The organism is Agrobacterium tumefaciens (assembly GCF_009649785.1).
GTDB classification, from domain to species: domain Bacteria; phylum Pseudomonadota; class Alphaproteobacteria; order Rhizobiales; family Rhizobiaceae; genus Agrobacterium; species Agrobacterium tumefaciens.
Window position 1 is genome coordinate 1 of the sequence record NZ_WJOK01000006.1, and the last position, 26867, is coordinate 26867.

Here is a 26867-nt window from a genome sequence, read left to right on the forward strand (position 1 = left end):
AGCATTTCCCTTCAGAACGTGTCCAAGCTCTTCGGCGAGGCAAAAGTCATCCCGTCGATCGATCTCGATATCCATGACGGCGAGTTCGTCGTCTTCGTCGGCCCGTCCGGCTGCGGCAAGTCAACTCTGCTGCGCCTGATTGCCGGGCTGGAAGACGTCTCCGGCGGCAGAATAGTCATCGACGGCAACGACGCCACCGAAAAAGCCCCGGCCGAGCGCGGCCTTGCCATGGTGTTCCAGTCCTATGCGCTTTATCCGCATATGAGCGTGCGCAACAACATCGCCTTCCCGCTGAAGATGGCCAAGCTCGACAAGGCCGTCATCGACAAGAAGGTCGACGATGCCGCCCGCATCCTTAACCTCACCGATTATCTCGAACGCCGGCCCTCGCAACTGTCCGGCGGCCAGCGCCAGCGCGTCGCCATCGGCCGCGCCATCGTGCGCGAACCAAAGGCGTTCCTGTTTGACGAGCCGCTCTCCAACCTCGATGCGGCGCTGCGCGGCACCATGCGGCTGGAAATCTCCGAGCTGCACAACACGCTGAAGACGACGATGATCTACGTCACCCACGACCAGGTGGAAGCCATGACCATGGCCGACAAGATCGTGGTCCTCAACCGCGGCAATATCGAGCAGGTCGGCTCGCCGATGGAGCTTTACCGCTCGCCCGCCAACCTCTTCGTCGCCGGCTTCATCGGCTCGCCGCGCATGAACCTGGTGACCGGCGACTACGCCCGGCAAAAGGGTGCGACCACCGCCGGCGTGCGGCCCGAGCACCTGACACTGTCGAAAGAAACCGGCCTGTGGCAGGGCAAGGTCACGGTTGCCGAACATCTCGGCTCCGACACCTTCCTCCACCTCGACGTCCCCGGCATCGGCCCCATCACCGCCAGAACCGACGGTGAATTCGAATGCAAACACGGCGATACCGTCTTCATCACACCAGATGATGCCAAAATCCACAGGTTCGATGACAAGGGCATCGCGATATGACGCGAAGACCGGAAGGCAAATCCGCGCTGCGTGCCGGGTGCCTCTCATCCGGTCCTGGCACAAACAACGTTTTCCCTTCGAGGATCGTGACATGACATGCAAACTCTCCCTCGCCACGCTTGATGAAGCCAAAAAAACCGCGGCGATTCCGGCCTATTCCCGGGCCGATCTTTCCGCCGGAATCGTGCATTTCGGCGTCGGCAATTTCCACCGCGCCCATCAGGCGGTCTATCTGGACGACCTGTTCAACACCGGCGCGGACCACGACTTCGCCATCATTGGTGCGGGTGTACTGCCATCGGACGCGGTAATGCGCGAAAAACTTGCCGCACAGGATTTCCTGACCACGGTGGTAGAGCAGGACAATAATCGCACCGGTGCGCGCGTCACCGGGCCAATGATCGACATTCTGAAGGTTGGCGATACCCAAGGCATTATCGACACGCTCGCAGATCCGAAAATCCGAATTGTTTCGATGACGATTACCGAAGGCGGTTATTTCATCGATGCTTCCGGCTCCTTCAATCCGCAGCATCCCGCGATTGCCGAGGATGGCAGGAACCCGTCTTCCCCGAAAACCGTGTTCGGCCTTATCGTTGCCGGGCTGAAGGCGCGGCGCGACAAGGGGCTTTCACCCTTCACCGTCATGTCCTGCGACAACATTCCCCATAACGGCAAGGTCACTAAAAACGCGGTGGTCGGTCTCGCCGCCTTGTTCGATCCGGCCTTCGCCAACTGGATCGGCGGCAACGTCGCTTTCCCCAATTCGATGGTCGACCGCATCACCCCCGCCACGGGAGAGCGCGAACGCAATATCGCCCGTGACGATTTCGGCATCGAGGACAATTGGCCGGTCTTCTGCGAAGAGTTCAAGCAATGGGTGATGGAGGATAATTTCCCGGCGGGCCGACCGGCGCTCGAAAAGGCGGGCGTTCAGTTCGTCAAGGATGTTGCGCCTTACGAGCACATGAAGATCCGCATCCTCAATGGCGGCCATGCGGCGATCGCCTATCCGGCAGCGCTGCTCGACATCCATTTCGTGCATGAGGCGATGGAGCATCCGCTGATCCGGGCGTTTCTGGCAAAGCTCGAAAAGGAAGAGATCATCCCGGTCATTCCGCCCGTACCCGATACCGATCTTGGCGAATATTTCGGCCTGATCGAACGGCGTTTCCTCAACCCGAAAATCGGCGATACCATTCCGCGCCTCGCGCAGGATGGCTCCAACCGCCAGCCGAAATTCATCCTGCCCTCCACCGCCGACCGTCTGGCGCGCGGTGAAGATATCGTCGGTCTGTCACTGGTTTCAGCACTGTGGTGCCGTTATTTCTACGGCACCTCCGACAGCGGCAGGCAAATCACCTTCAACGACGCCAGCGCCGAGCGGCTACAGGCGGCAGCCACAAAGGCCAAGGACGACCCGATGGCCTTCCTTTCGCTTGACGATATCTTCGGGGAGGTTGCCGAATCGGAGCTTTTCCGTAAACGCTTCTCTCATGCATTGACGACACTGTGGCACGAAGGCACGGCGAAGACCTTGCAGCTTTATTTGGATGACAAGCTGGCTGAAAAGTGACGTGAGATGCGAGACGGGACCGGACCTCTTCTGATTTTCGACTGCGACGGCGTTCTGGTCGACAGCGAGCCGGTCTCCATCTCGGTTCTTCTCGACATGCTCTCCCATCTTGGCGTGGAGATGGGGGAGGAAGAGGCCTACAACCGCTTTCTCGGTCGCAGCGTTGCCAGCATGACGACGACTTTGTTTGAGGAATACGGTATCGAGACCGACATCGATTTTCTCGAGCATATGCGCGCGACGCTGTTTGAGCGTTTCCGCACTGAGTTGCGTCCCATCGACGGCATTGCCGAAACGCTGGACAGGCTGGTGGCCTTCAAACGCTGCGTTGCCTCCTCAAGTCAACCGGAACGCATCCGTTACTCGCTGGGGCTGACCGGCCTCATCGATAAATTTGAGCCGCATGTTTTCAGCGCCACCATGGTGAAGAACGGCAAGCCGGCACCCGACCTTTTCCTGCATGCGGCGAGGCAGATGGGCACTGATCCGCGTCAGTGCATCGTGATCGAGGACAGCCCGGCGGGCATTGCGGCGGCGAAGGCAGCCGGCATGGCGGTTTTTGCCTTCACCGGCGGCTCGCATGCGCGGTTTCCGGCATTTCGCGAAAAGATCGCGGAGCTCGGGGCCAATGCCACGTTTGACGCCATGGAAGATTTGGTTCAACTTGTCGGCGATTATATGGGGAAGGGCGGTTTTGACAGCCAGGTGGAACGTGACGCAGGCTGAAGGAAACCATGCCTGCCACCGCCCGGAGGTCGTTACGCAAGGGATGGAACTGAAGTCTTGATGCGTCAAAATCTCGTCGCTGTCGATGTCGGAACGGCGAGCGCCCGCGCCGGGATTTTCGACCCGACCGGCAGGCTTCTCGCCCGCTCAACCCATCCCATCCTGATGCAAAGGCCGCAGGAAAACCACGCCGAACACGATTCCACCGATATATGGAACGCCGTCTGCCTTGCGGTGAGAGCAGCGCTTGCCGATGCGGGTGTGTCACCCGACAGCGTAGCCGCTATTGGTTTTGATGCTACCTGCTCGCTCGTTATCCGTGATGAGCGTGGGGAACCGGTTTCTGTCTCCGTCACGGGCAAAGACCGGTTCGACACCATCGTCTGGCTGGACCATCGGGCAATCGGCGAGGCCGACCGGCTGACGGCATCCCGCCACCGCGTGCTGGATTTCGCCGGTAAAAGCGTGTCACCGGAAATGCAGATGCCGAAGCTGATGTGGCTGAAGGCGAATTTGCCGGCAAGCTGGGCGCGCATGTCTTTCGCCTTCGATCTGGCGGATTTCCTGACATGGAAGGCAACCGGTTCCACCAAGCGTTCAAATTGCACGCAGACGGCGAAGTGGAATTTTCTGGCGCAGGAAAATCCCGGCTGGCAGGCTGATTATCTCAATCTTGCCGGGCTTGGCGATCTGAAACAGCGGGCAGGCCTGCCCGAAGCGACCGTGATGCCGGGGACAGCCATCGGCCCGCTTTCGTCCGAGGCTGCCGCCGAACTCGGCCTCGACACCGGCTGTCAGGTGGCGGCGGGCATGATCGATGCTTACGCCGGCACGCTGGGTGCGCTTGGCGGATGCCTTTCTGATGATGTGGGTAAACATGTGGCGCTGATCGCCGGCACCTCCAGCTGCCTTGTCGCCATGTCCGAGCGGCAGATGCCAGGCCACAGCCTGTGGGGTCCCTATTGGCAGGCGGTGCTGCCCGGCCACTGGCTGGTGGAGGGCGGGCAATCTGCCACCGGCGCGCTGCTTGATCATATCGTGCGTATGCACGCGGCGGGCGGAGAGCCGGATACGGCGCTGCACGCCCGCATCGTTGCGCGGGTTACCGAATTGCGCGCGCTCGAGGGCGCGGCCTTTGCCGAACGGCTGCATGTACTGCCGGATTTCCACGGCAACCGCTCACCGCTCGCCGATCCGCATGCGGTGGGCGTCATCAGCGGGCTGACGCTCGATACATCCTTCGACAGTCTCTGCCGGCTCTACTGGCGCACTGCCGTGGCGATTGCGCTTGGCGCGCGCCATGTGCTCGATGCGATGGAGCGTTTCGGTTATGCCGTCGAAAGCCTGCACGTTACCGGCGGCCATGTGAAGAACCCGCTGTTGATGGAGCTTTACGCTGATGTGACTGGCAAGCGCATCGTCGTGCCTGCCACAGCCGACGCCGTTCTTCTCGGCACGGCAATGACGGCGGCAGCCGCCGGCGGTGTGCATGCGGGCCTTGCAGCGGCGGGTGCCGCCATGTATCCGGGCAATACGGAAATCCCAGGCAATCCAGCGCTCACACCGCTTTACGAGCGGGATTATCGCCGTTTTCTCGCCATGCACCGCCATCGCCAGGAGCTGGAAAGCCTCTGATCTTTGCCTACAACGGCAGGTAAGGTCGTGGCGGACGGGCGCGATCCGTTTCCTCCCGCCGAGGGTCAGATGCCAAGCGAGCGTTTCAGGCCGGTTAGGTTTTTCATGCGTGCCGTGCGCTGCTCGTCGGCTCCGGCAATCAGGCTGCAGAGGGTGAATTCCATCAGCGCAACGAGCTGCAGCAGGCCTTGTCCGCCGGTCTGGGTGTGCGGCATGGCAAGACAGATATCGGCGCTTTCCGGTCCCCATTCATAGAACCGGGTGGTGATCAACAGGGTTCTGTAGCCGCTCTTTCGCGCCGTCGCAGAAAGGCTCTGCAAGGGCGTGATGCTGCCGCCGCAATCCATGAGGATGAGAAGCGCTTCTGCGGGATCGAAGTCCCAAAGGGCGATATAGGCGGCGCTGTCGCTGCCGAGGAAGTGCACGCGTCTGCGATACTCCAGCAACCGCCCGTGAAAGTGCCTTCCGGTGCCAAGGCCTTCCGGTGACGTTGCCAGAAAAACATCTGCCGCCGAAGCGATCTCGCTCATGGCGACGCGCCATATCGGCTGGTCCGTCATTTCGAAAGCAGCCTGAATGGCCTGGATCTGTTGGGAAAGGAGTTGCGAAAACGGATTGGACTTCTGATCGCCGCTTTCAACAATAGCGGGCTGGTCCACGCCCGCGGTCTCTTCGGCGTGGCGCAGATCGATGCGAATATCGCTGAATTGCCGGTATCCGAGCGAGCGCAGAAAACGGCCAACCGTCATCGGACTGAGACTGAGCTTGGCAGCCAGTGTCTGCGCCGTCTCAAACGGCAATTCGTCCAGATGCTCGATCAGATATTTGGCGATCTTGCGCTCTGAAGGCGTACCGGCCTTCATGGCACGGGTCAGATTCAACAGTAGCTGTTCCACCAACGCCTCATTCTTTTATATTTATGAACGATGATGCATCCGCGCGCCCGGGCGAGCGTGCGAACCGCGACTTGTCGGTGGGGGCGAGCTTTTCCGGCCTTGTCCTCCACCGGACCGGAATGCGAATTCTAATAGATAGATTATTATATTTTAGAGACGTCTTTTATTCAAGGGAAATTCCATCAGCGGTTTAATTCCCAACAGCGACGTCTTCATTCCTGTCTTGCGGAGCGGATGGGCGGCGCCTATCTCTCCTGAACGCCAGTTTAAAACGCGAGAGGCGTCATAGGAGTTCCGAATGATTTTTAATGCGGCGAGGCTTGCCTTCAGCAATCTTTTTGCCTCCGAGACCCGGTCGGTGTTCTGGAAGGTTCTGGGGCTGACGCTTCTGGTGCTGGCAGCGCTGTGGTTCGCCATCCGCTCTGTCTTCATCTATTTCGCCTTGCCGTGGGTGGATACGCTGGTCCCCAGCGTGCCGGACTGGGCGGGATGGCTGACTTTCGTTTTCGCCATTTTCGCCGGAATCGGGCTGGCTTTGGCGTTGGCCTTGCTGATCTCGCCGGTCACTGCCGTTATTGCCGGATTGTTTCTCGACGATGTCGCCGAAGTCGTGGAGAAAAAGACCTATCCCGATGATCCGCCGGGCAAGGCGATGCCCATCGGTGAGGCCGTGGTGTCATCGATCAAGTTCTTTGGCGTCGTCATTGCCGGCAACCTGATTGCGCTTTTGTTGCTGCTGGTGCCGGGCGTCAACCTCATCGCCTTTTTTCTGGTGAACGGTTATCTGCTGGGCCGGGAGTTCTTCGAATTTGCGTCCATGCGTTTCCGCTCGCCCGCTGACGCGCGGCTGTTCCGGCTGAAACACCGCACAACCGTGTTCATGGCCGGGCTGGTGATTGCAGCGTTCCTTGCAATCCCCTTCCTCAACCTTCTGACGCCGCTTTTTGCGGCTTCGATGATGGTGCATCTGCACAAGGCCGTCAGCCGGCGCGATCCGTCATTCGCCGCTGGCCGCACCGAACAATTGCGCGGGTAGTTCCACCAGCGGAGCTGGAATATCGAAGGTCTTTTCCGGTGATTTGCAGATATCGGCAATCACGCAGCGCTCGCATTCCGGTTTGCGCGCCTTGCAGCAATAACGCCCGTGCAGGATCAGCCAGTGATGGGCATGGAACAGATATTCTTCGGGAATGATGCGGACGAGCCGGTCTTCCACTTCATCCGGGGTTTTCCCCGGCGCAAGACAGAGCCGGTTGGCAATACGAAAAACATGGGTGTCCACGGCGAGTGTGGGCACACCGAAGGCCATCGACATCACCACATTGGCCGTCTTGCGGCCGACGCCGGGCAGGGTCACCAGCTCCTCGCGCGTCCTCGGCACCTCACCGCCGAAATTGTCGATCAGCATCTGTGACAAAGCGATAACGTTCTTGGCCTTGTTGCGGTAAAGCCCGATGGTCTTGATATGGCCGATCAGCTCCTCCTCGCCAAGTGCCAGCATTTTTTGCGGCGTATCGGCCACCCTGAACAGCGCCCGCGTCGCCCGGTTTACGCCCACATCGGTCGCCTGCGCCGAAAGCGCCACGGCCACCAGCAGGGTAAAGGGGTTGGTATGTTCCAGCTCGCCTTTCGGCTCCGGCCGCTGAATGGAGAAACGGCGGAAGATCTCGTTCAACTCGTCCTTCGAATAGATCGTCTTCACACGCGCCGGTCTGCGGGCGGATGTCGCATTTGACTTTTTCAATGTTTGGGTGCTGGATCGTTTTTTGGCGACTGTCATGACCTATCTATAGCCAGCCCGCCCTGAGGAAATCAACGTGGATACGCTCAACGATCAGCCGATTTTTGCGGCGGAACTCGTTCCGCACCGTTCGCTCGGAAGAAGGGGTTTCCGGCTGCTTCTCGCCTTGTCCGGGCTTGCCTGCCTCCTCCATGGCGGCTTTTTCCTCACCACTGGCGCATGGCCCGTCGGCCTGTTCCTCGGGTTGGATTTTCTGCTGCTTTATGTCGCCTTCCGCGCCAACTACCGGGCAGCGAAGGCGCGGGAAGAGGTGAGCGTCTCGCGCACCAGCCTGTCTATCCGCAAATTCTCCCCGACTGGCCGCGTCGTCGAGCATCGTTTCAACCCCTTCTGGGCTCGCTTCAGGGTTCAGCGGCACGAGGAAATCGGCATCGTCTCCATGCATGTAACGGGTGAAGGCAAGGCAACGGATATCGGCTCGTTTCTCAATCCGGATGACCGGGAAAGCTTCGCCAAGGCTTTCGGCGGTGCGTTGGCGACGGTGCGGCGGATGTGAGCGGATAATTCCGCTTAAAACCCGTCAATAGGCTCGAGGCCGGTATCTCGGCAGAAACTGAGTACGGCGCAAGAAACGGGTGGAGACCGACGCGCTTTGATGGTTTTCTGTGAGGCGTTAGGAGACATGCGATGAACGCCAATATCATGCTGAATGAAGACATCACCCCCATCGGTTCGGATTACGATACGGTGCGCGGGGTTATCGAGCTTTTGACGCTGGATTATCGCGACCAGCCCTCCCTTGAAGCCATTGCCGCAAGGCTCGGCCAGTCGCCGACGCAATTGCAGAAGACCTTCACCCGCTGGGCCGGTCTTTCCCCCAAGGCGTTTTTGCAGGCTGTAACGCTCGATCATGCCAAAAGGTTGTTGCGCGAAGAGGATCTGCCGCTGCTGGAAACCTCGATCGAGGTCGGTATGTCTGGGCCCGGCCGCCTGCACGATCTGTTCGTCACCCACGAGGCCATGTCTCCAGGCGAATGGAAGGCCAAGGGCGGTGGGTTGACGATCCGGTACGGTTTCCATGTTTCACCCTTCGGTCTTGCATTGGTCATGGTGACTGATCGCGGCCTTGCCGGCTGCGCTTTCGCCGATCCCGGCGAGGAAAGAGCCTGTTTCGAGGACATGGCAGGTCGCTGGCCGAATGCGGATTATGTCGAGGATCGTGAAGCCACCGCGCCCTATGCCGCACGTATTTTCGAACCGACGCTGTGGTCGGCGGACCGGCCATTGCGGGTCGTGCTGCTCGGCACGGATTTTCAGGTGCGGGTATGGGAAAGCCTTCTGAAAATTCCCATGGGCCGCGCCGTTACCTATTCGCACATCGCCTGCGATATCGGCCAGCCAACTGCCTCCCGTGCGGTCGGTGCAGCTGTTGGCGCGAACCCGGTCTCCTTCGTCGTTCCTTGCCATCGCGCTGTGGGAAAAAGCGGGGCGCTCACGGGTTATCACTGGGGCCTTACCCGCAAACGGGCGATGTTGGGATGGGAAACGGGGAAGGTGTGAGGCAGCTCTCCCTCATCCCTGTGACAAGCGCAGGAATGAGGAACAGCCTGGGTCGCCTGTCGAGGCCTAAACCAGTTCCATCAATGCTCTTGCCGCCGCCTCGTCTGTAATCAGCGTATTGCATCCGATGCGCTTGATGGTGGCGCGGATGGCGATGGCTCGGTGGGCGCCGCCGGAGGCGAGCACGATGTGTTTGGCCTTGCGCAGCGTGTCTAGATCGATCGCCATGGCGCGCTCGTTGATCGGGTGATCGACGGAGCGGCCTTCCGCGTCGATGAAGTTGAACATGGTGTCGCAGACGCAGCCGGCATCGATGAGTTCCTGAAGCGTTTCCTTCGAAATGAAACCTTCCGAAAGCGAAGTGGAATGCGGGCCGATATCGCCGCAGGATACGATGGCGAGGTCGAGCGTTTCGGCCAGATCATAAAGTGTGGCAAGTCCGCATTTCTCAATCAGCGCCCGTTTGGTCTCGACGGAGTCTACCAGCAGCGGTGCAAGGAACATGTAACATTCCGCCCCAAGCGCGCTTGCCAGCCGCCAGGTGTAATCAAGCGGGTTTGTCTGGTGCACGGCGACGATACCGCCGAGCAGCGAGACGACCTTGCAGTTTTCCCGGCGCGGCGGGCGAAAGCTGGATAGCGAGGCGGTCATGGTGCGGCCCCAGCCGACGCCGATGGTGGCGTCGTTCGGCACCGCTTCGGAAAGGAATTGCCCGAGCGCCAGGCCAACGGCCTTGGCCGTGCCCTCGGCATTCGCCTTGCCGGGGGAGGGGCCGGGGGAGGGAATGATCACCGCCTCATCCAGCCCATAAGCTGCCTCCAGCCTGCCGGCCAGTTCGACGAAATCCTCGATGCCCTCGTTGATCCAGATCTGTACTTCGGAGCGTTTCATCGCCTCGTCCAGAAGGCGTATGACGGTGGAGCGGCTGATGCCGAGCTTCTCGGCGACATCTTTCTGCGTCAAACCCTGATTATAGTAGAGCCATGCGGCACGCAGCCTCAGCGAAGCCGCTTCCGAATAGGCCGTATGGGTTTCTCTTCTCAGTTTCGCCACGGTTTTTGTCACTCTCTTTATGGGGCGGAGTATCGCAGGCATGAAACTTATGTCAATTGCGATGCGCAAATGTCTTGACTTTCGACCTTGCCGCTTGCGATAGTCGGAGCCGGACAAAACCGTGATTTCGGCCTTGGGCGCACCATGGTGCGGGAACGAAAAGACGGCTGTGCAAGTTTACAAGAGATCATGAAGGATCATTCGCCATGACGTCCAAACTCGAACAACTTCGCGCTATCACCACGGTCGTTGCCGATACCGGCGACATCGAGGCGGTTGCGCGCCTGAAGCCGGTGGATTGCACCACCAACCCCACCATCGTTCTGAAGGCGCTCGGCACCCCCGCTTTTGCGGATGCGGTGAAGGAAGCCGTTGCCTGGGGCAAGAAACAGGGCGGCCAGTCTGACGCTGTCGTTGCGGCCGTTGCCGACCGTCTTGCCATTTCCGTCGGTGCAGCCCTTGCAGGTCTCGTTCCCGGCCGCGTATCGACGGAAGTCGATGCCGACCTGTCCTTCGACACACAGGCCTCCATCACCAAGGCACGCCACATCATCGCCTCCTACAAGGAGCGCGGTATCGAGCGTGAACGCATCCTCATCAAGCTGGCTTCCACATGGGAAGGCATCAAGGCTGCAGAAGTCCTGCAGTCCGAGGGTATCGACTGCAACCTGACGCTGCTGTTCTCGCAGGCACAGGCCATCGCCTGCGCGGAAGCCAAAGCTTTCCTCATCTCGCCCTTCGTCGGCCGCATCCTCGACTGGTACAAGAAGTCGACCGGCGAGACCTACACTGCTGAGACCGATCCGGGCGTCGTTTCGGTGCGCAGCATCTACAATTATTACAAGGCCAATGGCATCGGCACCGTCGTCATGGGCGCATCGTTCCGTAATGTCGGCGAGATCGAAGCGCTTGCCGGTTGCGACCGCCTGACGATCAGCCCGGCGCTGCTGGAAGAGCTGGACAAGGACACCGGCACGCTTGAGCGCAAGCTTTCGCCCGACAACGTGAAGGCCGAGCCGCTGCAGTCGCTCGATGAAAAGGCGTTCCGCTGGGCAATGAACGAAGACGCGATGGCAACCGAGAAGCTCTCGGAAGGCATCCGCCTGTTCGCCAAGGATCTGGTAACGTTGCGCGAAATGGTCCGCAAGGAACTGACGCTGGCTGCCGCCTGATAACAAAAAGGGGAACCATCCCGGTCCCCTTTGCGTTTAAGATACAGAAATCTCCAGTCACTTTAAACGCGATCGGTCCCTGCCGGTCGCGTTTTTTTGTGCGTCTCAGATGGTTCCCTGACCCGTCGCCACTTCGGAAATGCGCCTTGCCGCATCGCGGATCAGTACCTCGCAGGCCTCGCGCGTCGGGGCCTTGCCGCCAAGCGGGGTGATATAGGGGCAGGTGATGACGGCAAGTGCGGTACCATCAAGTGTCAGCACGGGGGCGGAAATATTGCGCACGCCTGCGGTCTGCATGCTGTCCATGGATTCGAAACCATTCCTGCGAACTTCCGCCAGCCGCTCCTCAAGGTCTGAAGGCTCGGTTTCCCCGCCACCGCGCACCTGCTCGGTGATCATGATCTTGCGCTGTACCTCGTTCTGGAAGGCCAGCAGCACATGGCCGGAACCGGTCTGGAAGAGGCTCATCTGCGCGCCCACCCGCATGGACATCGCCCAATAGGTGGAGGACTCCTGTTGGGCGATGACGACAACACTGCCGCGGTCGTAAACGGCCAGATGACAGGCCTGCTCGGCGCTTGCGGAAAAATCGCGCATCACCGGGGCTGCGAAAGAGACCAGCCGGCGCACCGGCGCGTGAAAATGTGCGAGCCCGAACATTTTCAGCGTCAGCGAAAACCGGTCACCCTCCAGCCGCTGTACGTAACCACGGCGCACCAGGCGGTCCAGCATGCGGTAAAGCTCGTTCGGGGTTTTGCCTATGGCCTTGGCAATCTCGATCTGCGTCAGCCCGCCATCCGTGCGGGCGAGAAGCTCCAGAATGTCCAGACCCTTGTCGAGGGCGGGGGCGCGATATCTTTCGCTGTCGTCTTCGGTCATCTTGCCTCGGTGGCGTTTTGCAGGATTGCCTGGCGGGAAATGCACTTTTTAAATACCGTTGCCGCACGCTGCCGTTTTGCGCAAGCCTGCTTGACGTTACATGAATACCGCGTTTACATATGAATTGTCGATCCATATTTGAGATCAATGAAATTCACTGGCGAAATTCAGCGGCTCGGCCCCAGCGGGCGGGTGCGCCGTAGCGGGAGGCTATTCATGGTGCAGGATTTTAACGGGCGGACAGTGGTGATCACCGCAGCCGGCCAGGGTATCGGCCGTGCGACGGCGGAGCGATTCATATCGCTCGGTGCGCGCGTCATCGCCACTGATATCAACGAGCAGGCGCTCTCGACCCTGAAAGGTGCGGAAACGCGGGTTCTGAACGTGCTGGATGGCGATGGTGTGAAGGCTTTTGCTGCGGATATCGGCCATGCGGATGTTCTGTTCAACTGTGCGGGTTTTGTTCATTCCGGCACCATTCTCGATTGCGAGGAAAAGGACTGGGATTTCTCCTTCGACCTCAATGCCAAGGCCATGTACCGCACCTGCCGCGCCTTTCTGCCAGGCATGCTGGAAAAGGGTAAGGGCGCAATCGTCAACATGTCCTCCGTCGCATCCAGCGTGAAGGGCGTGCCGAACCGTTTCGCCTACACCGCCTCCAAGGCGGCGGTTGTCGGTCTGACCAAGGCAATTGCTGCTGATTTCGTCACCAAGGGTATTCGCTGCAACGCCATTTGCCCAGGCACAGTGGATAGCCCGTCCTTGCACGACCGCCTGCGCGCCACCGGCAATTACGAACAGGCCCTGGCCGACTTCATTGCCCGCCAGCCTATGGGCCGCATTGCCACGCCGGAAGAAATCGCCGCACTCGTCACTTATCTCGCTTCGGATGAGGCAGGTTTCACCACTGGCCAGATCCATGTGATCGACGGTGGCTGGACAGGCTGATAATTCTATACGGGAGAGAGGAGAAGGCGACCGGCCCAAAAGCCGGTCGCCTTTTTTGTTACGCCACCACGCTTCCAGCGATCAGTGCAAGCACGAGGAAGACCAGGAAGATCACGACGGCGATGAAGAACAGGATACGGGCAATGCCCGACGCCGCTGCCGAAATGCCGGTAAAGCCGAATACGCCCGCGATCAACGAAATAACAAAGAAAATAAGAGCCCATTTCAGCATGGAGCTTCCCCTTTCGCTTAATATTCATGAGTTTGCCGCTTGAGGGCAAGCTCATGAAAATGACGCGCAAAAGGGGAAAATGTTCCACGCGCCCGCAAAAATCGTTCTTTTACACCACCGTTTCATTGGCGGCGTCGATCCGGCGGGCCTTGAAGCTGGTGCGAATGAATGTCGCGACGAATGCCAGGCTCATGAACAGTACAATGGTCGGGGCCGGCGCGCTGTCGATCAGGAAGCTTAGCCATATTCCTGCAAGCGAAGAGAGAACCGCAACCGAGATGGCGACCAGGAGCATGGCGGAAAAGCGCCGCGCCAGCAGGAAGGCGATGGCGCCGGGGGTGACCAGCATTGCGACGGAGAGGATGATACCCACAGCCTTCAGCGCGCCGACCACGGCAAGCGACAAAACCATCAGCAGACCGTAATGCAGGATGCGAACGGGCAGGCCGATTGCCTTGGCATGCTGCGGATCGAAGGCATTGACCAGCAGGTCTTTGCGCAGCACCCCGAGAAACAGGGTGGCAAAAAGCGCGATCAGCCCGGTCTCCAGCATGTCTGAAGGCGCAATGCCCAGCATGTCGCCGAAGAGGATGTGATCCAGATGCATGTCGCTCTGCACCTTCACGTAAAGCACCAGCCCCAGCCCGAACATGCCGGAAAAGACGATGCCGAGCACAGTGTCTTCCTTGATGCGGCTGTTTTCCTTGATGAAACCGGTTCCAAGAGCGCAGATCATACCGGCGGTGAAGGCGCCGATGGAAAGGGGAATTCCGACAATGTAGGCAATCACCACGCCGGGCAGCACGGCGTGCGAAACTGCGTCCCCCATCAGCGACCAGCCCTTCAGCACCAGAAAACACGAGAGCATCGCCATCGGCACGGCAATCATCAGGTTGATGATGAAGGCATATTGCATGAAGGGCAGCTGAAACGGCAGGATGGCGAGTTCGAGATATTCGCTCATTGCGCTTCTCCCAGTGCCTTGCGCGCTTTGGCGCGCGAAGCGAGCAGCCCGTGTTTGGGTGCAAACACGAAAGCGGAAAGGAAGATCGCTGTTTGCAGTACGACGATAACGCCGCCGGTGGCGCCGTCGAGGAAGTAGCTGAGATAAGCGCCGACGAAGCTGGTGGTCGCGCCGATCACGAGGCTCATCAGGATCAGCCGCTCGAAACGGTCGGTCAGAAGATAGGCGGTCGCGCCTGGGGTCACCACCATGGCAACGACAAGGAAGGCGCCGACGGTTTGAAGGGCTGCAACCGTGGAGGCGGCAAGCAGGGTGAAGAAGATCACTTTCAGCACTTCCGGTTTCAGCCCCACGGTGCGCGCATGGTTCTCATCGAAGAACACCACCATGAAGTCGCGCCATTTCAGCGCCAGTACGATGAGGCTGATGCCGCCGATCAGGGCAAGCTGGATCGTGTCTTCGGTGGTAATTGCCAGAATATTGCCAAGCACGATGGTCTGGATATTGATCGAGGTGGGCGACAGCGACACCATGAACAGCCCCAGCCCGAAGAACGAGGTGAAGATCAGGCCGATGATTGCGTCTTCCTTGAGCCGGGTTTTATGATTGAGGAACAGCATCGAGCCAGCCGCAAGCCCGCCGGAAAGAAAGGCGCCGAGCGAAAAGGGCAGCCCCAGCATATAAGCGCCCGCAACGCCGGGAACGATGGCGTGCGAGAGCGCGTCGCCGATCAGCGACCAGCCCTTTAGCATAAGATAAGCGGAAAGAAAGCCGCAGACGCCGCCCACAAGTGCGCTGACCCAGATGGCGTTCAGCATGTAGCCATAGGTGAAAGGCTCAAGAAGGCTGTTTATCATCGGCTTTTTCCTTCGGAGCCTGCGGATCATGCCCGTTCTGGCCGTTCTTTCCGTAGATCACGAAAGGCCGCTCATCGTCGGTAATCACCTTCACCCGGCGCGGATCGGCATCATCATGCAGTTCGGCCCCGCCGAGAACGAAGTGGCGCAAGCTGCCGCCAAAGGCTTTTTGCAGGTTCTCTTCGTTAAAGGTGTCCGCTGTTTTGCCCGACGCCAGAACGGTACCCTTGACGAAGACGGCGCGATCGCAGAATTCCGGTACGCTACCGAGATTATGGGTGGAAACCAGCATGACGCGGCCCTCGTCACGCAGTGCCTTCAACAGCGCGACGATCTGTTCTTCCGTGGTCACGTCGACGCCGGTGAAGGGTTCATCCAGCAGGATAACCTGACCTTCCTGCGCCAGCGCGCGGGCCAGAAACACCCGCTTCTTCTGTCCGCCGGAAAGCTCGCCGATCTGCCGCTTGCGATAATCAAGCATATTGACGCGCGTCAGCGCTCTCTCGACCATCTCGTGATCGTGTTTCGACGGAATACGGAAGAAGTTCATGTGGCCGTAACGGCCCATCATCACCACATCCTCAACCAGTACGGGAAAACTCCAGTCCACCTCTTCAGCTTGCGGCACATAGGCGACAAGGTTTTTTCTGAGTGCATCCTTCACGGGTAGGTCGAAAATAGAGACAGAACCGGCGGCCAACGGCACAAAACCCATGATTGCCTTGAAAATCGTGGACTTGCCGGCGCCGTTGACGCCGACAAGTGCAGTGATCGTACCGCGTGGAATGGAAAAGCTGGCATTTCTTAATGCGGTGTGGCCGTTGCGATAGGTCACTGTCGCATTTTGAACCGTCAGGCCGCCGCCGCTTTTTTTGCTGCCCATTCTCATGAAGACAGTCCTTTGGCGATGGTGCTGCTCGTCACGCGCAGCAGGTCGAGATAGGTCGGAACAGGGCCGTCGGCTTCGCTCAGCGAATCCACGTAGAGTATGCCGCCATAGGCCGCTCCGGTTTCCTTGGCCACCTGCCGGGCGGGATCGGCGGAAACCGTGCTTTCGCTGAAGATGACCTGAATATTATGTTCGCGCATGGCGTCGATCACGCCGCGCACCTGTTGCGGCGTACCCTGGCTGTCGGCATTGACCGGCCACAGGAACAGTTCCTTCAGCCCGAAATCCCGGGCGAGATAGGAGAACGCCCCTTCGCTCGTTACCAACCAGCGCTTGTTCTCAGGAAGCGCGGAAAGCTCATCGCGGATGGGCTGCACGGTGGCACGGATCTTGTCGGAATAGGCCTTGGCATTGGCGGCGTAAATCTCGGCGTGGGCGGGATCTATTCCAGCGAGTCCCTTGCGGATATTTTCCACATAGATCAAGGCGTTATCGGGTGACATCCAGGCATGCGGGTTGGGTTTCCCCTGATACGCCCCGCCATTGATCGCCATCGGTTCGATGCCGTCGCTGACAGTCACATCAGGCACGCCTGAAAGATTGGCCAGAAACTTCTCGAACCACAATTCCAGATTGAGGCCGTTGCGCAGCACCAGATCGGCCTTGCGGGCCTTGAGAATGTCGCGAGGCGTCGGCTGGTAGTTGTGAATTTCAGCGCCTGGCTTGGTGATGCTCTCCACCTCTGCCGCATCGCCCGCCACATTGCGCGCCATATCGGCAATGATCGTGAAGGTGGTCACCACCTTCGGTTTTTCCTGCGCGACAGCCGCAGCAGGCAGGAAAAGCGAAAAAGCAAAAAGGGCATGGCGGATTTTATGGAGATTCACGTCTGTCACCGATTTTTGTTGCGATCAACTCGCAACACCATCTGTCATGGAATCACTCTTGTCAACGCTATTGCAAATCATTCGCAATTTAGCGGATTTCAAAAATGTCTGAAAATGGTGCGCTTTTGCCCGCACGGCGCCAGGGGGATTAAACTTTTTTCAATGAGAAAGCGGCACTATCGCAAGGCTCGGACAACGAGGTCCCGAGCTTATCCCGCGTGTGTTCCTCATCCTTCGAGCCACGTTCCGGGGTGAGGGCGATAGGCGGGGTACTGAATGTCAGGATTTTGCGCGTGAAGGCTGTATTCGGACGAATGCGGTTTTCGCGCAAACTCGTTATGATCGGAGGCGGGATCCTGCTTTTGGCGGGTGCGACCGGTTCTGCTGCCGTGTTTATCGGCAGCGAGCGGCTGCTCGGGTCCACCTATGCCTCCGCCAACGGGCTTTCCTGCGACGCAGTCCAGACAGTCAACATCCGCAAGAACGGTTCCCTGTGGGTCCGCAAATTCATTCGTACTGACGGCGGCAACGGCACGGACCGGTTGAAAACGGCGCTGCGTGTCGCCAGAGCAGTTTACGACAAACAGAAGCCTGATCTGGTCCAGGTTTCCGTGCTGGATAAAAACGGCCCGCAATTGCGCTCGGAAATGCGCGGCCGCGCCATCGCGGCCCAGGTGGTCTTCATTGCCGACCCGGCGAAAATTCCCGAAGGCGCCGATGCCCAGCGTTATTCCGCCTTTTATTACGATGGTGCATCAAACGGCAGCGGCCAGTTTTACGGGCTGCGCATCGATCTGCCGCTGGAAGATGCCGAAGCAATGGCCGCAAGCCTGAGCGATGCCACCGACTGCGCAACCCCCGCTTCGGACGCCGCACCCGAAGGGCATGGCGGAAAAGCCGCAAAAGGCGCGGGCGGACACGGCGAAACCAAGGGCGAAGGCGGCGGCGGCCACGACGCTGCGCCGGCGCAAACGCATGAGGGCGGACCCGGTGCTGAAGCCCACGGCGAACCCGTAGCCGACGAAGAACTTCTGACCTCGACCCCGGAAGCCGATGGCGGCAGTATCTTCAGCATCAGCTATCTGAAATCACTGATCTTCGGAAAAGGCACTACGACCGCGCAGGCGGCGGAAGAGAAGCTGGCCGAGGGCGAGGTTGCGCCTGCCGAAGAGCCGGGCGCGGCAAAGGCGAAGGCGGGGCATTAGGAGCGTTTGAGCTCTTGCTGACACCTCGGAATTAAAACCATCTGGAAAATTGATACGGCTGTGCCGACGTTTGTAAAATATCGTCGCAGCGCCTTCTTTCGTGACGCCGGACCTGATCCGGCATCCAGCCTTTTCGCGTCTGCGCCATGAGACGATCTAGCAGGAAATTTTGCCACAGGGGCCACAATGTTCGGTAGAGACCGGGCGCATGAGGGCAAGGGCGGCCATGCGGCCGCCTTCGCTTGATTGTCCTTAGTCCGCCTTGTTGCGGCGGGCCGGGAAGAGGATGACGTCTCGGATCGAGGGGGCGTTAGTCAGGAGCATGATCAGACGATCGACGCCGATGCCGAGGCCGCCGGCGGGTGGCATGCCCTGATCGATGGCGTCGAGGAATTCGTCGTCCAGCTGCTTGTCCTTTTCACCGCGGGCATGGGCCTGCTCAAGCTGCTCCACCATGCGGCGGCGCTGCTCTTCGGGATCGTTGAGTTCGGAGAAGGCATTGCCCACTTCCCAGGCGTTACAATAGCTCTCAAAACGCTCAACGAGGCGCGGTTCGCCCGGCACTTCTTTGGCGAAGGGCGAGATATCCTTCGGGAAATGCGTGACGTGGCTCGGCTGGATAAGCGTACCTTCGACCTTCTCTTCGAAGATGAAGGCAAGGCATTCGCCCCAGGTCCAGTCCTTCTCGACGGCAAAACCGGCAGCCTTGGCGGCGGCGCGGGCTTCCTCGTCAGTCTTGATCGCAAGGAAGTCGATGCCGGTCGCTTCCTTCACCGCATCAGGCATGGGCACGCGCTTGAACGGACCCTTGAAGGAAATTGTCTGGCCCTGGAATTCCACCTCGGTCGTGCCGTGCAGGGCAATCGCCAGCGTCTCGAACAGACGCTCTACGAGACCCATGATGTCTTCGTAGTCGGCATAGGCCCAATAGCACTCCATCATGGTGAATTCAGGATTGTGCCTTGTGGAAACGCCTTCGTTGCGGAAGTTGCGGTTGATTTCAAAGACCTTGTCGGAAAGGCCTGATACCAGCGTGCGCTTCAGGAACAGTTCCGGCGCGATGCGCAGATACATGTCCATCTTCAGCGTATTGTGGAAGGTCTTGAACGGATCAGCCGTCGCACCGCCATAAACTGTCTGCAGCATCGGCGTTTCCACTTCGAGGAAGCCTTCGGCCTCCATGAAGCGACGGATGCCGGACAGGATCTTGGAGCGCTGCAGGAAGCGCAGCTTGGAGTCCTCGTTCGCCAGAATATCGAGATGGCGCTTGCGGTAACGCAGCTCAATATCGGAGACACCGTGCCATTTTTCCGGCATCGGCAGCAGCGACTTGGTGAGCATGGTGATTTCTTCGGCGTTGATCGTCAGCTCGCCGCGCTTGGTGCGGCGCACCTTGCCGGTTACGCCGATGATGTCGCCAATGTCGATCATCGGCAGAAGATTGCGCGCCGTTTCCGGCGTCGTATCTTTGTGAGAGAAGATCTGCACCTTGCCCGAGGCGTCATGGATATCCATGAACATGCCGGAATTGCGCGACGAATAAACGCGGCCCGCCACCGTTACCGTGTCGCCGGTTTCCGTGTCCGGTTCGATATCGGCATATTTTTCCGCCAGCTCCGCATTGGTCAGCGTGCGATGGAAATGCGCCGGATAGACATCGCCGATCTGCTCGCGCAGCAGCGCAAGTTTCTGGCGGCGCACTTCGGTGGCGTCGGAGGAAAGGGCGGTGGTTTCGGTTGTCTTGTCGTTCATTGTTCAATCCTGTTGCGGCGTTGCCGCGGCGACAATTGCCTCCCATATCCCTCATTCCTGTGCTTGTCACAGGAATCCAGTGCGCCCAAGTCCTTGGCGCGGGAGACCTCAATTCATTCTTTCACGGCGCCGACGCGCCGTGGCTGGATTCCTGTGACAAGCGCAGGAATGAGGGGTGGATCTAAAACCCGCCCCGGCAGGCATCAAGCACCGCTGCCAACCATCGTGGCCACAACGGCAATAGCGACCTTCAGGCGCTGGCGCACCACGGAGCGGCCGAGCAGCGCCATCGAGTCAAACAGCGGCAGCGAGCGCGAGGAGCCGGAGACGGCGACGAAGAGCGGCGGCGTGACGACGCGCAGTTTCTTGCCCGTGCGTTCGGCAATGTCGCGCAGCTCGGCCTCGATGGCTTCAACGTTCCAATCAGGCATTTTTTCCAGATCGGTGGCAACCGTGGTGAGGATTTCGTGGATTTCCTCGGGCTTGCTTTTGAGACCGGCAAAGGAGGCGGGCGTCAGGCCAACGTCGCTCGAAAGCAGGAAGCCGGCAAGGTTTGGCAATTCGCCGAGCTTGGAAATGCGGCTCTGGGCAAGCTTCAGGCCTTCGGTCAGGCGGGAATTTTCCATCGCCCATTCCAGCGTGCGGGCGATGAAGTCCTCAGGCGTGAGCTTTTCGCGCAGCCAGCGGCCGTTCAGCCAGTCCAGCTTCTGGATATCGAAGATGGCGCCGGCCTTGGAAAGTGCTTCCGGATCGAACTTCGCGGCCAGCTCTTCCATGGTCAGCAGCTCTTCGCCTTCGGCGATCTGGATGAAGAACAGGCCGAGGAAGTTCATCAGCGCTTCCGGCAGGTAGCCGAGCGCGGAATAATAGGAGATCGACGTCGGGTTCTTTCGCTTGGAAAGCTTCGATTTGTCGGCGTTGCGCATCAGCGAAAGATGCATGAACGTCGGCTGGTCCCAGCCGAAATAACGGTAAAGCAGGATGTGCTTGGGCACTGAAGCCAGCCACTCTTCGCCGCGCGCCACATGGGTGATCTTCATCAGATGGTCGTCGATGACGTTTGCCATGTGATAGGTTGGCATGCCGTCGGCCTTGATCAGCACCTGCATGTCAACCGAATCCCAGGGGATCGAGACATCGCCGTAAACGCCGTCATGGAAATCGCACGAACCTTCGGTCGGGATTTTCATGCGCACGACGTTGGCTTCGCCGGCGGCGACGCGGGTGGTCACTTCTTCAGCCTTCAGGTGGAGGCAGAGACCGTCATATTTTGGCGGCTTGCCAGCGGCGCGCTGCGCTTCGCGCATCTGCTCAAGCCGCTCGGGCGTGCAGAAACAGCGGAAGGCATGGCCTTTTTCCAGCAATTCTTCGGCATAGGGCCAGTACATCGGCTTGCGCTCGGACTGGCGGTAGGGACCATAGGGGCCACCGACGTCAGGGCCTTCCGACCAGGTAAGGCCGGTCCAGCGCAGCGCCTCCAGAACCTTCTGCTCATATTCCAGCGTCGAGCGGGTGGCGTCGGTATCCTCGATGCGCAGGATGAATTCGCCGCCGTGTTTCTTGGCGAAGAGATAGTTGAACAGCGCGATGTAAGCGGTGCCGACATGCGGCTCGCCGGTGGGGGAAGGTGCGATGCGGACGCGAACGCCGGAAGTGGTCATGAAATTCACTCGTCGTGACGGGGTGGTGACATCGGGGCGGCTTCACCCTTCTATCACGAAGTTTTCGTTTGAATGCGGCGGGAAAGGGTGCGGAAAGGCGTGTTGAACGCACTTTTGCATATTTCCGTTCGGCATCGGCTTAGGCCATATTATGCCGCAGGCGTCAAGGAAATATGGCGCTTGCGCTGTCTTCGCCCGGACGTGAACCGCCCCTAATTCACCGGCCAGACATAAAGCAGCATCGGAATGCTGGCAATGACGATCATGATCGACAGCGGCAGTCCAAGGCGCGGATAATCGCTGAAACGATAACCGCCCGGACCCATGACCAGCGTGTTGCACTGGTGGCCGATGGGCGTGAGGAAATCGCAGCCGGCGCCGATCGCCACCGCCATCAGAAAGGCCTCCGGTCGAAAGCCGAGCGTGGTGGCGAAACCGGCGGCGATGGGTGCCATGACGAGCACGGTTGCAGCATTGTTGAGGAAGGGCGTTACCGCCATGGCGGTCAACAGGATCATGCCGAGTGCTGCGAAGGGCGGCAGTCCTTGTGCGGCATGGCCGAGCCAGGCGGCGATCAGCTCGCTGGCGCCGCTGGTGCGCAGACTGTCGCTGACGGGAATGAGGGCGGCGAGCATGACGAGGATCGGCCCGTCGATCGATTTATAGACTTCGGTCAGCGGTATCGCGCCGACGACGATCATCAGGAAGGCGGCGGCGAAAAAGGCGACGGATACCGGCACCAGCCCGCTGCCGGCGGCAATCATGGCCGCGGCAAGCACTATGACGGGCAAAAGCGCGCGGCGCTGCACCCCAAGCAGGATTTCCCGCTGCGCCAGGGGCAGCAGCGAAAATTCCTGCAATACCTGTGGCAGGTTCTTGCGGCTGCCCTGCAAGAGAATGACGTCGCCCGCCTGCAAGGTCAGGTCGGAGAGCCGCTGGCTGACGCGCTGGCCGCGACGGCTGACTGCAATCAGATTGACGCCGCGGGTGTAGGACAGCGCCAGTTCGCGCGCGGAAATCCCGTTGAGAACGGATTCGTTGCTGATAACCGCTTCCATGGAAATAAGGTCGGCGGTCTTCTGGCCGTTCTCGGTGAGCGGCTTGCCTGACAGCAGCAGCTTGGCCTGCGAGACGATGCGGTCGAGGCCCTCCGGGTTGCCTTCGAGAAGAATGGTGTCGCCCGGCTTCAGATTGACATCGGGGAAGGGGGAGATGCGCCGGGGTCCGCGCAGGATCGTGCTGGCGATTACGTCGCCATCCGCCTGTTTCAACAGCTCCCGCAGCGGCTTGTCGGCGTAGGTGCTGTCGGCGGGAAGCGTCGCTTCGGCGGTATAGGCCGACTGGTCCAGAATATCCTCCATCGATGCCTGCTGGCGGTTGCGCACCGGCAGCAGGCGGTAACCGAAGGTCAGGAAGATGATGCCGATCACGCTCAGCCCGGCACCGACCGGGGTGAAATCGAACATCGAGAAGCTCTGCCCGGTCATTTCCTCACGCAGCCTGGAAACGACGATGTTGGGCGAGGTGCCGATCTGCGTCATAAGCCCACCCAGAAGGGCGGCGAAGGCCATGGGCATCAGATAATAGGAAACAGGGCTGCCGGATTTGCGGGCGAACTGGAAAGCAACCGGCATCATGATGGCAAGCGCGCCGATGTTCTTGATGAAGGCCGACATGATGGCGACGACGATCATCAGAAAGGCCAGTTGGAGGGTTTTGGAGTGCATCTCCGGGAAATAATTCTTGATCGTCATATCGACGACCCCTGAACGCGCCACGGCCGAACTGACGATCAGCGCGCTGCCGACGATGATGACGATATCGTCCGAGAAACCGGAGAACGCCTTGTCGAAAGGCACGACCCCAACCGCCACCGCCACCAGCAACGCGCTGCACGCGACCACATCATAGCGGAACCTGTCCCATATGAACGCGACCATCATGCCGGCGATCACGGTAAAGGCGAGGATCTGGTCGGTCGTCATGCTTGCTTATGCTTTCGAAGGAGAGACGGCGGGACGGACTCTTCCGGTAGGGATGTCGAAGAACGCGAGGCGGGGCATGCGGTTCCGACTGGCCGGCGCGTTCCACACGTTCGCGTCATACCGGCCTTGAGCCGGTATCCAGCCGCCGCGCGTCGGCGCGGCGGAAAGTGTCTCTTCAGCCCAAGGGCTTGGGCTGAAGGGATGCCGGATCAAGTCCGGCATGACGGTCAGGGTAATCAGTGCGGTTTGGCCGCCTGTGCTTTCTTGCGCTGTCTGGCGTTACGCGCCAGCATGTTGAGCAGTTCCACCAGCGCCGAAAACGCCATGGCGGCATAGACGTAGCCCTTGGGAACATGGAAGCCCATGCCTTCGGCGATCAGGGTCGTGCCGATCATCATCAGGAAGGCGAGTGCCAGCATGACGATGGTGGGGTTGCGCTCGATGAAGTTGGCGAGCGGCGTTGCGGCGAGCAGCATCACGGCAACGGCAAAGATCACGGCCACGATCATGATCGGCAGATGCGGTGTCATGCCAACGGCGGTGATGATGCTGTCCACGGAGAACACGAGGTCGAGCAGCAGGATCTGGCCGATGGCGGCGCCGAAATTCATCGCAACCGGGCCGCCTACCATATCTTCCTTGTGATCTTCAGGATCGACATTGTGGTGGATTTCCTTGGTGGCCTTCCACATCAGGAAGAGACCGCCGGCGATGAGGATCATGTCCTTCCACGAGAAGGCGTGGCCGAAGATTTCGAAGACCGGCGTGGTGAGCTGCACGATCCAGGCCACAGTGCCGAGAAGGCCGAGACGCATGATCAAGGCAAGCCCGATGCCGATCTTGCGGGCTTTTTCGCGCTGTTCAGGCGGAAGCTTGTTGGTGAGGATCGAGATGAAGATCAGGTTGTCGATGCCAAGCACGACCTCCATGACGATCAGGGTGACCAGCGCCACCCAGGCAGCGGGGTCGGACAGAAGAGGGAGAACGGACTCCATCAGGGAATTTTTCCTTTCAGCAACAAGGCCACCCGAAACATTCGGTTCGTGGAATTTATAGCGCAATACGCGAGAAACAAGGAGACCGCGCCTGTGATAGGCAAGATTTCATCGAAATTTCGCGCAAACCGCGTATCAGGCCCCGTGCCGTTGCCGGTCCGGTCGCCCGTTGCTGAATGATTTCAGGCCTTGTCGGTTCCGTAAGCCGCCATGAACACCATGATGGCGCTGTCGATCACCCGGTCCAGCTCCTCTTCGGGAACCGGACCTTCGAGTTCTCCGAACAGGCGCAGCTTGAAGAAAGTGCCCGTGGAAAGCTCGATATATTGCCGGGCGGCAAGTTCGACGTCATCGACCTTGAGATGGCCGAGCGAGACCTGATGCTCGATGAAATCCTGAAGAACGGTGCGCACGTTGTTGGGTGCTGCGATGAAGAAACGCTGCGCCAGCTTCGGCATGCGGTCGATGACGCCGATCACCGAGCGCATGGCCGGTATCATTTCGGAGCAGATCATCTTGTTGGCGAAGGCCTTGCCGAACTGTTTCAGGCCGTCGCGCACCTCTTCGGTGCCGGCCAGAATGTTGCGCATGGAGGTCGCGAATTCCTGGCGGTGATGATCGACAAGGGCGGCGAACAGGTCTTCCTTGTTGGAGAAATAGACATAGATCGTTCCCTTGGAAACGCCGGCTTCCCGCGTGATGTCGTTCATGCTGGCGGCATCGAAGCCCTTGCGCTTGAACACGCGCCAGGCGCCGGCAACAATCTGCTCACGCTTGGCCGGGTCTTCGCCCGCAGCAAAACGCCCGGCGGGGTTTCCCGGACAGCCCGTTTCGGTTTCCGTCTCCATATCCATGTCTTCACCTGCCATCGTTACCGGTTCCTAGCACTGCAATGGCGTAAAAAAAATTAACCGAACGTCGAACCAATCAGTTCGATTACACTTGATATGTGTCAGGAAAGGGATTATGTCAATCGAACCGAACGGTTCAGTTCGAAAAACTTTCTTCAATTTATCACGGTACAATCTCATGTCGGCCCAGAAGAATAGCGCGGTTCGCGCCGTCAACGATGCGGAAGAGGCGGACGTTTCCGCCAAGGCTGAGACCTCTCCGGCAAAGCCGTTGGAGGCCCCGCCGCAACAGCCGCCACAGACAATTGCCGCACCGAAGAAGAAGCGTTCGCCGCTTCTGCCGATCTTTGCGATCGCCCTTCTCGCTGGCGCTGGCTGGTACGGTTATAATTGGTGGATCGACGGTCGCTTCATGGTTTCGACGGATGACGCCTATATACAGGGTGATATCGCGGTCATCGCGCCCAAGGTTTCGGGTTACATCGCCAAGGTGAACGTTGTCGAAAACCAGGAAGTCAAGGCGGGTGATCCGCTGGTTACTCTGGATGATGGCGACTATCGCATCGCGCTTGAACAGGCCGACGCGCAGATCCGCACTGAGGAACTGTCGCTGAAGCGCATCGACGCGCAGATCATCGGCGGCGAGGCAGCGCAGGAACAGGCCGTTGCCCAGAAGGGCGCTCTGGATGCGGCCCTTCGCGGCGCGGAAATCACCCAGAAGCGCGCCACCGAATTGCAGGCGAAGGATGTCGGCACCGTTGCTGCTTCCGACAGCGCGCAGGTCGCGCTCGATCAGGCCAGGGCGAATGTCGTAGCCGGCGAGGCGGCGATCTCGTCCGCGAAAGCCAATGTCGAGCTTCTTCGCGCCCAGCGCGAGGAAGCCGAAAGCACCATCCGTTCGCTGCAACTTTCCAAGGACAAGGCGGCCCGCGATCTGGCCTTCACCGTGTTGAAAGCGCCTTATGACGGCGTTATCGGCAATCTGGCGGTGCAGACGGGCGATCTCGTTTCGGTCGGCAAGCGCCTTGCTTCGCTGGTGCCGTTGAACGAGCTTTATATCGACGCCAATTTCAAGGAAACGCAGCTGGCCCGCGTGGTGCCCGGTTCGAAGGTCCGCGTCCATGTGGATGCTTTCGACGACGAGACCATTGAGGGCACGGTCCAGTCGATCTCGCCCGGTTCCGGTTCGGTCTTCTCGATGCTGCCGCCGGAAAACGCCACGGGTAACTTCACCAAGGTCATCCAGCGCGTACCGGTGCGTATCGTCTTCTCAAAGGAAGATCTCGCCAAGCACAATCTGCGTGCGGGCCTGAGCGTCGTCGTCGATGTGGATACCCGCACGGCGCCGGAAAACACGAAAACGGCGCACGTTAACCCATAGGCCAACCAGGGCGTCGTTGAGGGCAAGAT

25 protein-coding genes are annotated in these 26867 nt (G+C 59.6%); 11 read left to right on the plus strand and 14 right to left on the minus strand.

All coding sequences use genetic code 11. The features are described 5' to 3' along the window. The 4 genes from GH784_RS07900 to GH784_RS07915 form a co-directional block, all read left to right on the plus strand. Positions 1 to 993, plus strand: a 993-nt coding sequence (locus GH784_RS07900) for an ABC transporter ATP-binding protein (RefSeq protein WP_153793316.1), incomplete at its 5' end; no start/stop codon positions are given. A gap of 91 nt (positions 994 to 1084) precedes the next feature. Further along, positions 1085 to 2569: a mannitol dehydrogenase family protein gene (locus GH784_RS07905; protein WP_065703263.1), complete on the plus strand. Its 1485-nt coding sequence runs from the start codon at positions 1085 to 1087 to the stop codon at positions 2567 to 2569. Positions 2570 to 2575: 6 nt separating this feature from the next. Beyond that, a complete protein-coding gene (locus GH784_RS07910; RefSeq protein ID WP_003516170.1) occupies positions 2576 to 3295 on the plus strand; it encodes an HAD family hydrolase in 720 nt (239 codons plus the stop codon). Between the two features lie 60 nt (positions 3296 to 3355). Further along, positions 3356 to 4930 carry an FGGY-family carbohydrate kinase gene (locus GH784_RS07915; RefSeq protein WP_065703266.1) on the plus strand — a complete coding sequence of 525 codons (1575 nt, stop codon included), beginning with the start codon at positions 3356 to 3358 and terminating at the stop codon, positions 4928 to 4930. Positions 4931 to 4995: 65 nt separating this feature from the next. Here GH784_RS07915 and GH784_RS07920 read toward each other — a convergent pair whose 3' ends face one another. Then, on the minus strand, positions 4996 to 5829 hold the full coding sequence (locus GH784_RS07920; protein WP_025595058.1) for a MurR/RpiR family transcriptional regulator: 834 nt from the start codon (positions 5827 to 5829) through the stop codon (positions 4996 to 4998). 295 nt (positions 5830 to 6124) lie between these two features. Between GH784_RS07920 and GH784_RS07925 the strand changes: the two genes are divergently transcribed. Continuing rightward, positions 6125 to 6862 carry a sulfate transporter family protein gene (locus GH784_RS07925; protein WP_065703267.1) on the plus strand — a complete coding sequence of 246 codons (738 nt, stop codon included), beginning with the start codon at positions 6125 to 6127 and terminating at the stop codon, positions 6860 to 6862. Here the strand turns inward: GH784_RS07925 and nth are convergent. After that, a complete protein-coding gene (gene nth, locus GH784_RS07930) occupies positions 6824 to 7606 on the minus strand; it encodes an endonuclease III (protein WP_065703269.1) in 783 nt (260 codons plus the stop codon). The two genes, GH784_RS07925 and nth, sit on opposite strands and share 39 nt — an antisense overlap. Positions 7607 to 7643: 37 nt before the next feature. On the opposite strand from nth, the gene GH784_RS07935 reads away from it, so the two are divergent. Both GH784_RS07935 and GH784_RS07940 read left to right on the plus strand, forming a co-directional pair. Then, positions 7644 to 8123, plus strand: coding sequence for a DUF2244 domain-containing protein (locus tag GH784_RS07935; protein ID WP_003516181.1), 480 nt, complete (start codon positions 7644 to 7646; stop codon positions 8121 to 8123). 131 nt (positions 8124 to 8254) lie between these two features. Continuing rightward, positions 8255 to 9127: a methylated-DNA--[protein]-cysteine S-methyltransferase gene (locus GH784_RS07940; RefSeq protein ID WP_003516183.1), complete on the plus strand. Its 873-nt coding sequence runs from the start codon at positions 8255 to 8257 to the stop codon at positions 9125 to 9127. Between the two features lie 66 nt (positions 9128 to 9193). Here GH784_RS07940 and GH784_RS07945 read toward each other — a convergent pair whose 3' ends face one another. Then, positions 9194 to 10180, minus strand: a complete 987-nt coding sequence (locus GH784_RS07945) for a sugar-binding transcriptional regulator (RefSeq protein ID WP_003516185.1) — start codon at positions 10178 to 10180, stop codon at positions 9194 to 9196. Positions 10181 to 10386: 206 nt separating this feature from the next. Between GH784_RS07945 and tal the strand changes: the two genes are divergently transcribed. Further along, on the plus strand, positions 10387 to 11352 hold the full coding sequence (gene tal / locus GH784_RS07950) for a transaldolase (RefSeq protein WP_013762313.1): 966 nt from the start codon (positions 10387 to 10389) through the stop codon (positions 11350 to 11352). Positions 11353 to 11457: 105 nt separating this feature from the next. On the opposite strand, the gene GH784_RS07955 is transcribed toward tal, so the two are convergent. Further along, complete coding sequence (locus GH784_RS07955; RefSeq protein ID WP_003516189.1) at positions 11458 to 12231, minus strand: IclR family transcriptional regulator; 774 nt, start codon at positions 12229 to 12231, stop codon at positions 11458 to 11460. A 216-nt stretch (positions 12232 to 12447) separates the two neighbouring features. Between GH784_RS07955 and GH784_RS07960 the strand changes: the two genes are divergently transcribed. Then, the gene (locus GH784_RS07960; protein ID WP_013762314.1) at positions 12448 to 13179 is read left to right on the plus strand and encodes an SDR family oxidoreductase; all 732 of its coding nucleotides are present in this window, start codon (positions 12448 to 12450) and stop codon (positions 13177 to 13179) included. A 58-nt stretch (positions 13180 to 13237) separates the two neighbouring features. Here GH784_RS07960 and GH784_RS07965 read toward each other — a convergent pair whose 3' ends face one another. The 5 genes from GH784_RS07965 to GH784_RS07985 all read right to left on the minus strand — a co-directional run bounded on the left by GH784_RS07965 (position 13238) and on the right by GH784_RS07985 (position 17008). Further along, positions 13238 to 13411: a DUF1328 domain-containing protein gene (locus tag GH784_RS07965; protein WP_003516193.1), complete on the minus strand. Its 174-nt coding sequence runs from the start codon at positions 13409 to 13411 to the stop codon at positions 13238 to 13240. Between the two features lie 109 nt (positions 13412 to 13520). Further along, positions 13521 to 14375, minus strand: coding sequence for a metal ABC transporter permease (locus GH784_RS07970; protein ID WP_153793318.1), 855 nt, complete (start codon positions 14373 to 14375; stop codon positions 13521 to 13523). After that, on the minus strand, positions 14372 to 15232 hold the full coding sequence (locus GH784_RS07975) for a metal ABC transporter permease (protein WP_013762316.1): 861 nt from the start codon (positions 15230 to 15232) through the stop codon (positions 14372 to 14374). The genes GH784_RS07970 and GH784_RS07975 overlap by 4 nt, the downstream gene beginning before the upstream one ends. Further along, positions 15213 to 16121 carry a manganese/iron ABC transporter ATP-binding protein gene (locus GH784_RS07980; protein WP_013762317.1) on the minus strand — a complete coding sequence of 303 codons (909 nt, stop codon included), beginning with the start codon at positions 16119 to 16121 and terminating at the stop codon, positions 15213 to 15215. The genes GH784_RS07975 and GH784_RS07980 overlap by 20 nt, the downstream gene beginning before the upstream one ends. Then, positions 16118 to 17008, minus strand: a complete 891-nt coding sequence (locus GH784_RS07985; RefSeq protein ID WP_013762318.1) for a metal ABC transporter substrate-binding protein — start codon at positions 17006 to 17008, stop codon at positions 16118 to 16120. Before GH784_RS07985 ends, GH784_RS07980 begins: the two co-directional genes overlap by 4 nt. Positions 17009 to 17322: 314 nt before the next feature. Between GH784_RS07985 and GH784_RS07990 the strand changes: the two genes are divergently transcribed. After that, complete coding sequence (locus tag GH784_RS07990; protein ID WP_065703273.1) at positions 17323 to 18213, plus strand: hypothetical protein; 891 nt, start codon at positions 17323 to 17325, stop codon at positions 18211 to 18213. A 252-nt stretch (positions 18214 to 18465) separates the two neighbouring features. On the opposite strand, the gene lysS is transcribed toward GH784_RS07990, so the two are convergent. The 5 genes from lysS to GH784_RS08015 all read right to left on the minus strand — a co-directional run bounded on the left by lysS (position 18466) and on the right by GH784_RS08015 (position 25475). Beyond that, positions 18466 to 19965 (minus strand): lysine--tRNA ligase, encoded by a 1500-nt coding sequence (lysS, locus tag GH784_RS07995; RefSeq protein WP_013762320.1) that lies wholly within the window; start codon positions 19963 to 19965, stop codon positions 18466 to 18468. Between the two features lie 203 nt (positions 19966 to 20168). Then, the gene (gene gltX, locus GH784_RS08000; RefSeq protein WP_013762321.1) at positions 20169 to 21626 is read right to left on the minus strand and encodes a glutamate--tRNA ligase; all 1458 of its coding nucleotides are present in this window, start codon (positions 21624 to 21626) and stop codon (positions 20169 to 20171) included. Positions 21627 to 21838: 212 nt separating this feature from the next. Beyond that, positions 21839 to 23611 (minus strand): SLC13 family permease, encoded by a 1773-nt coding sequence (locus GH784_RS08005; protein WP_065703275.1) that lies wholly within the window; start codon positions 23609 to 23611, stop codon positions 21839 to 21841. 236 nt (positions 23612 to 23847) lie between these two features. Then, positions 23848 to 24606: a TerC family protein gene (locus GH784_RS08010; RefSeq protein WP_003516210.1), complete on the minus strand. Its 759-nt coding sequence runs from the start codon at positions 24604 to 24606 to the stop codon at positions 23848 to 23850. A gap of 182 nt (positions 24607 to 24788) precedes the next feature. Next, positions 24789 to 25475: a TetR/AcrR family transcriptional regulator gene (locus GH784_RS08015; protein ID WP_003516212.1), complete on the minus strand. Its 687-nt coding sequence runs from the start codon at positions 25473 to 25475 to the stop codon at positions 24789 to 24791. 160 nt (positions 25476 to 25635) lie between these two features. Here GH784_RS08015 and GH784_RS08020 point away from each other — a divergent pair, with 160 nt between their 5' ends. Continuing rightward, a complete protein-coding gene (locus GH784_RS08020; protein ID WP_065703276.1) occupies positions 25636 to 26838 on the plus strand; it encodes an HlyD family secretion protein in 1203 nt (400 codons plus the stop codon). The last annotated feature ends 29 nt before the right edge of the window (positions 26839 to 26867 follow it).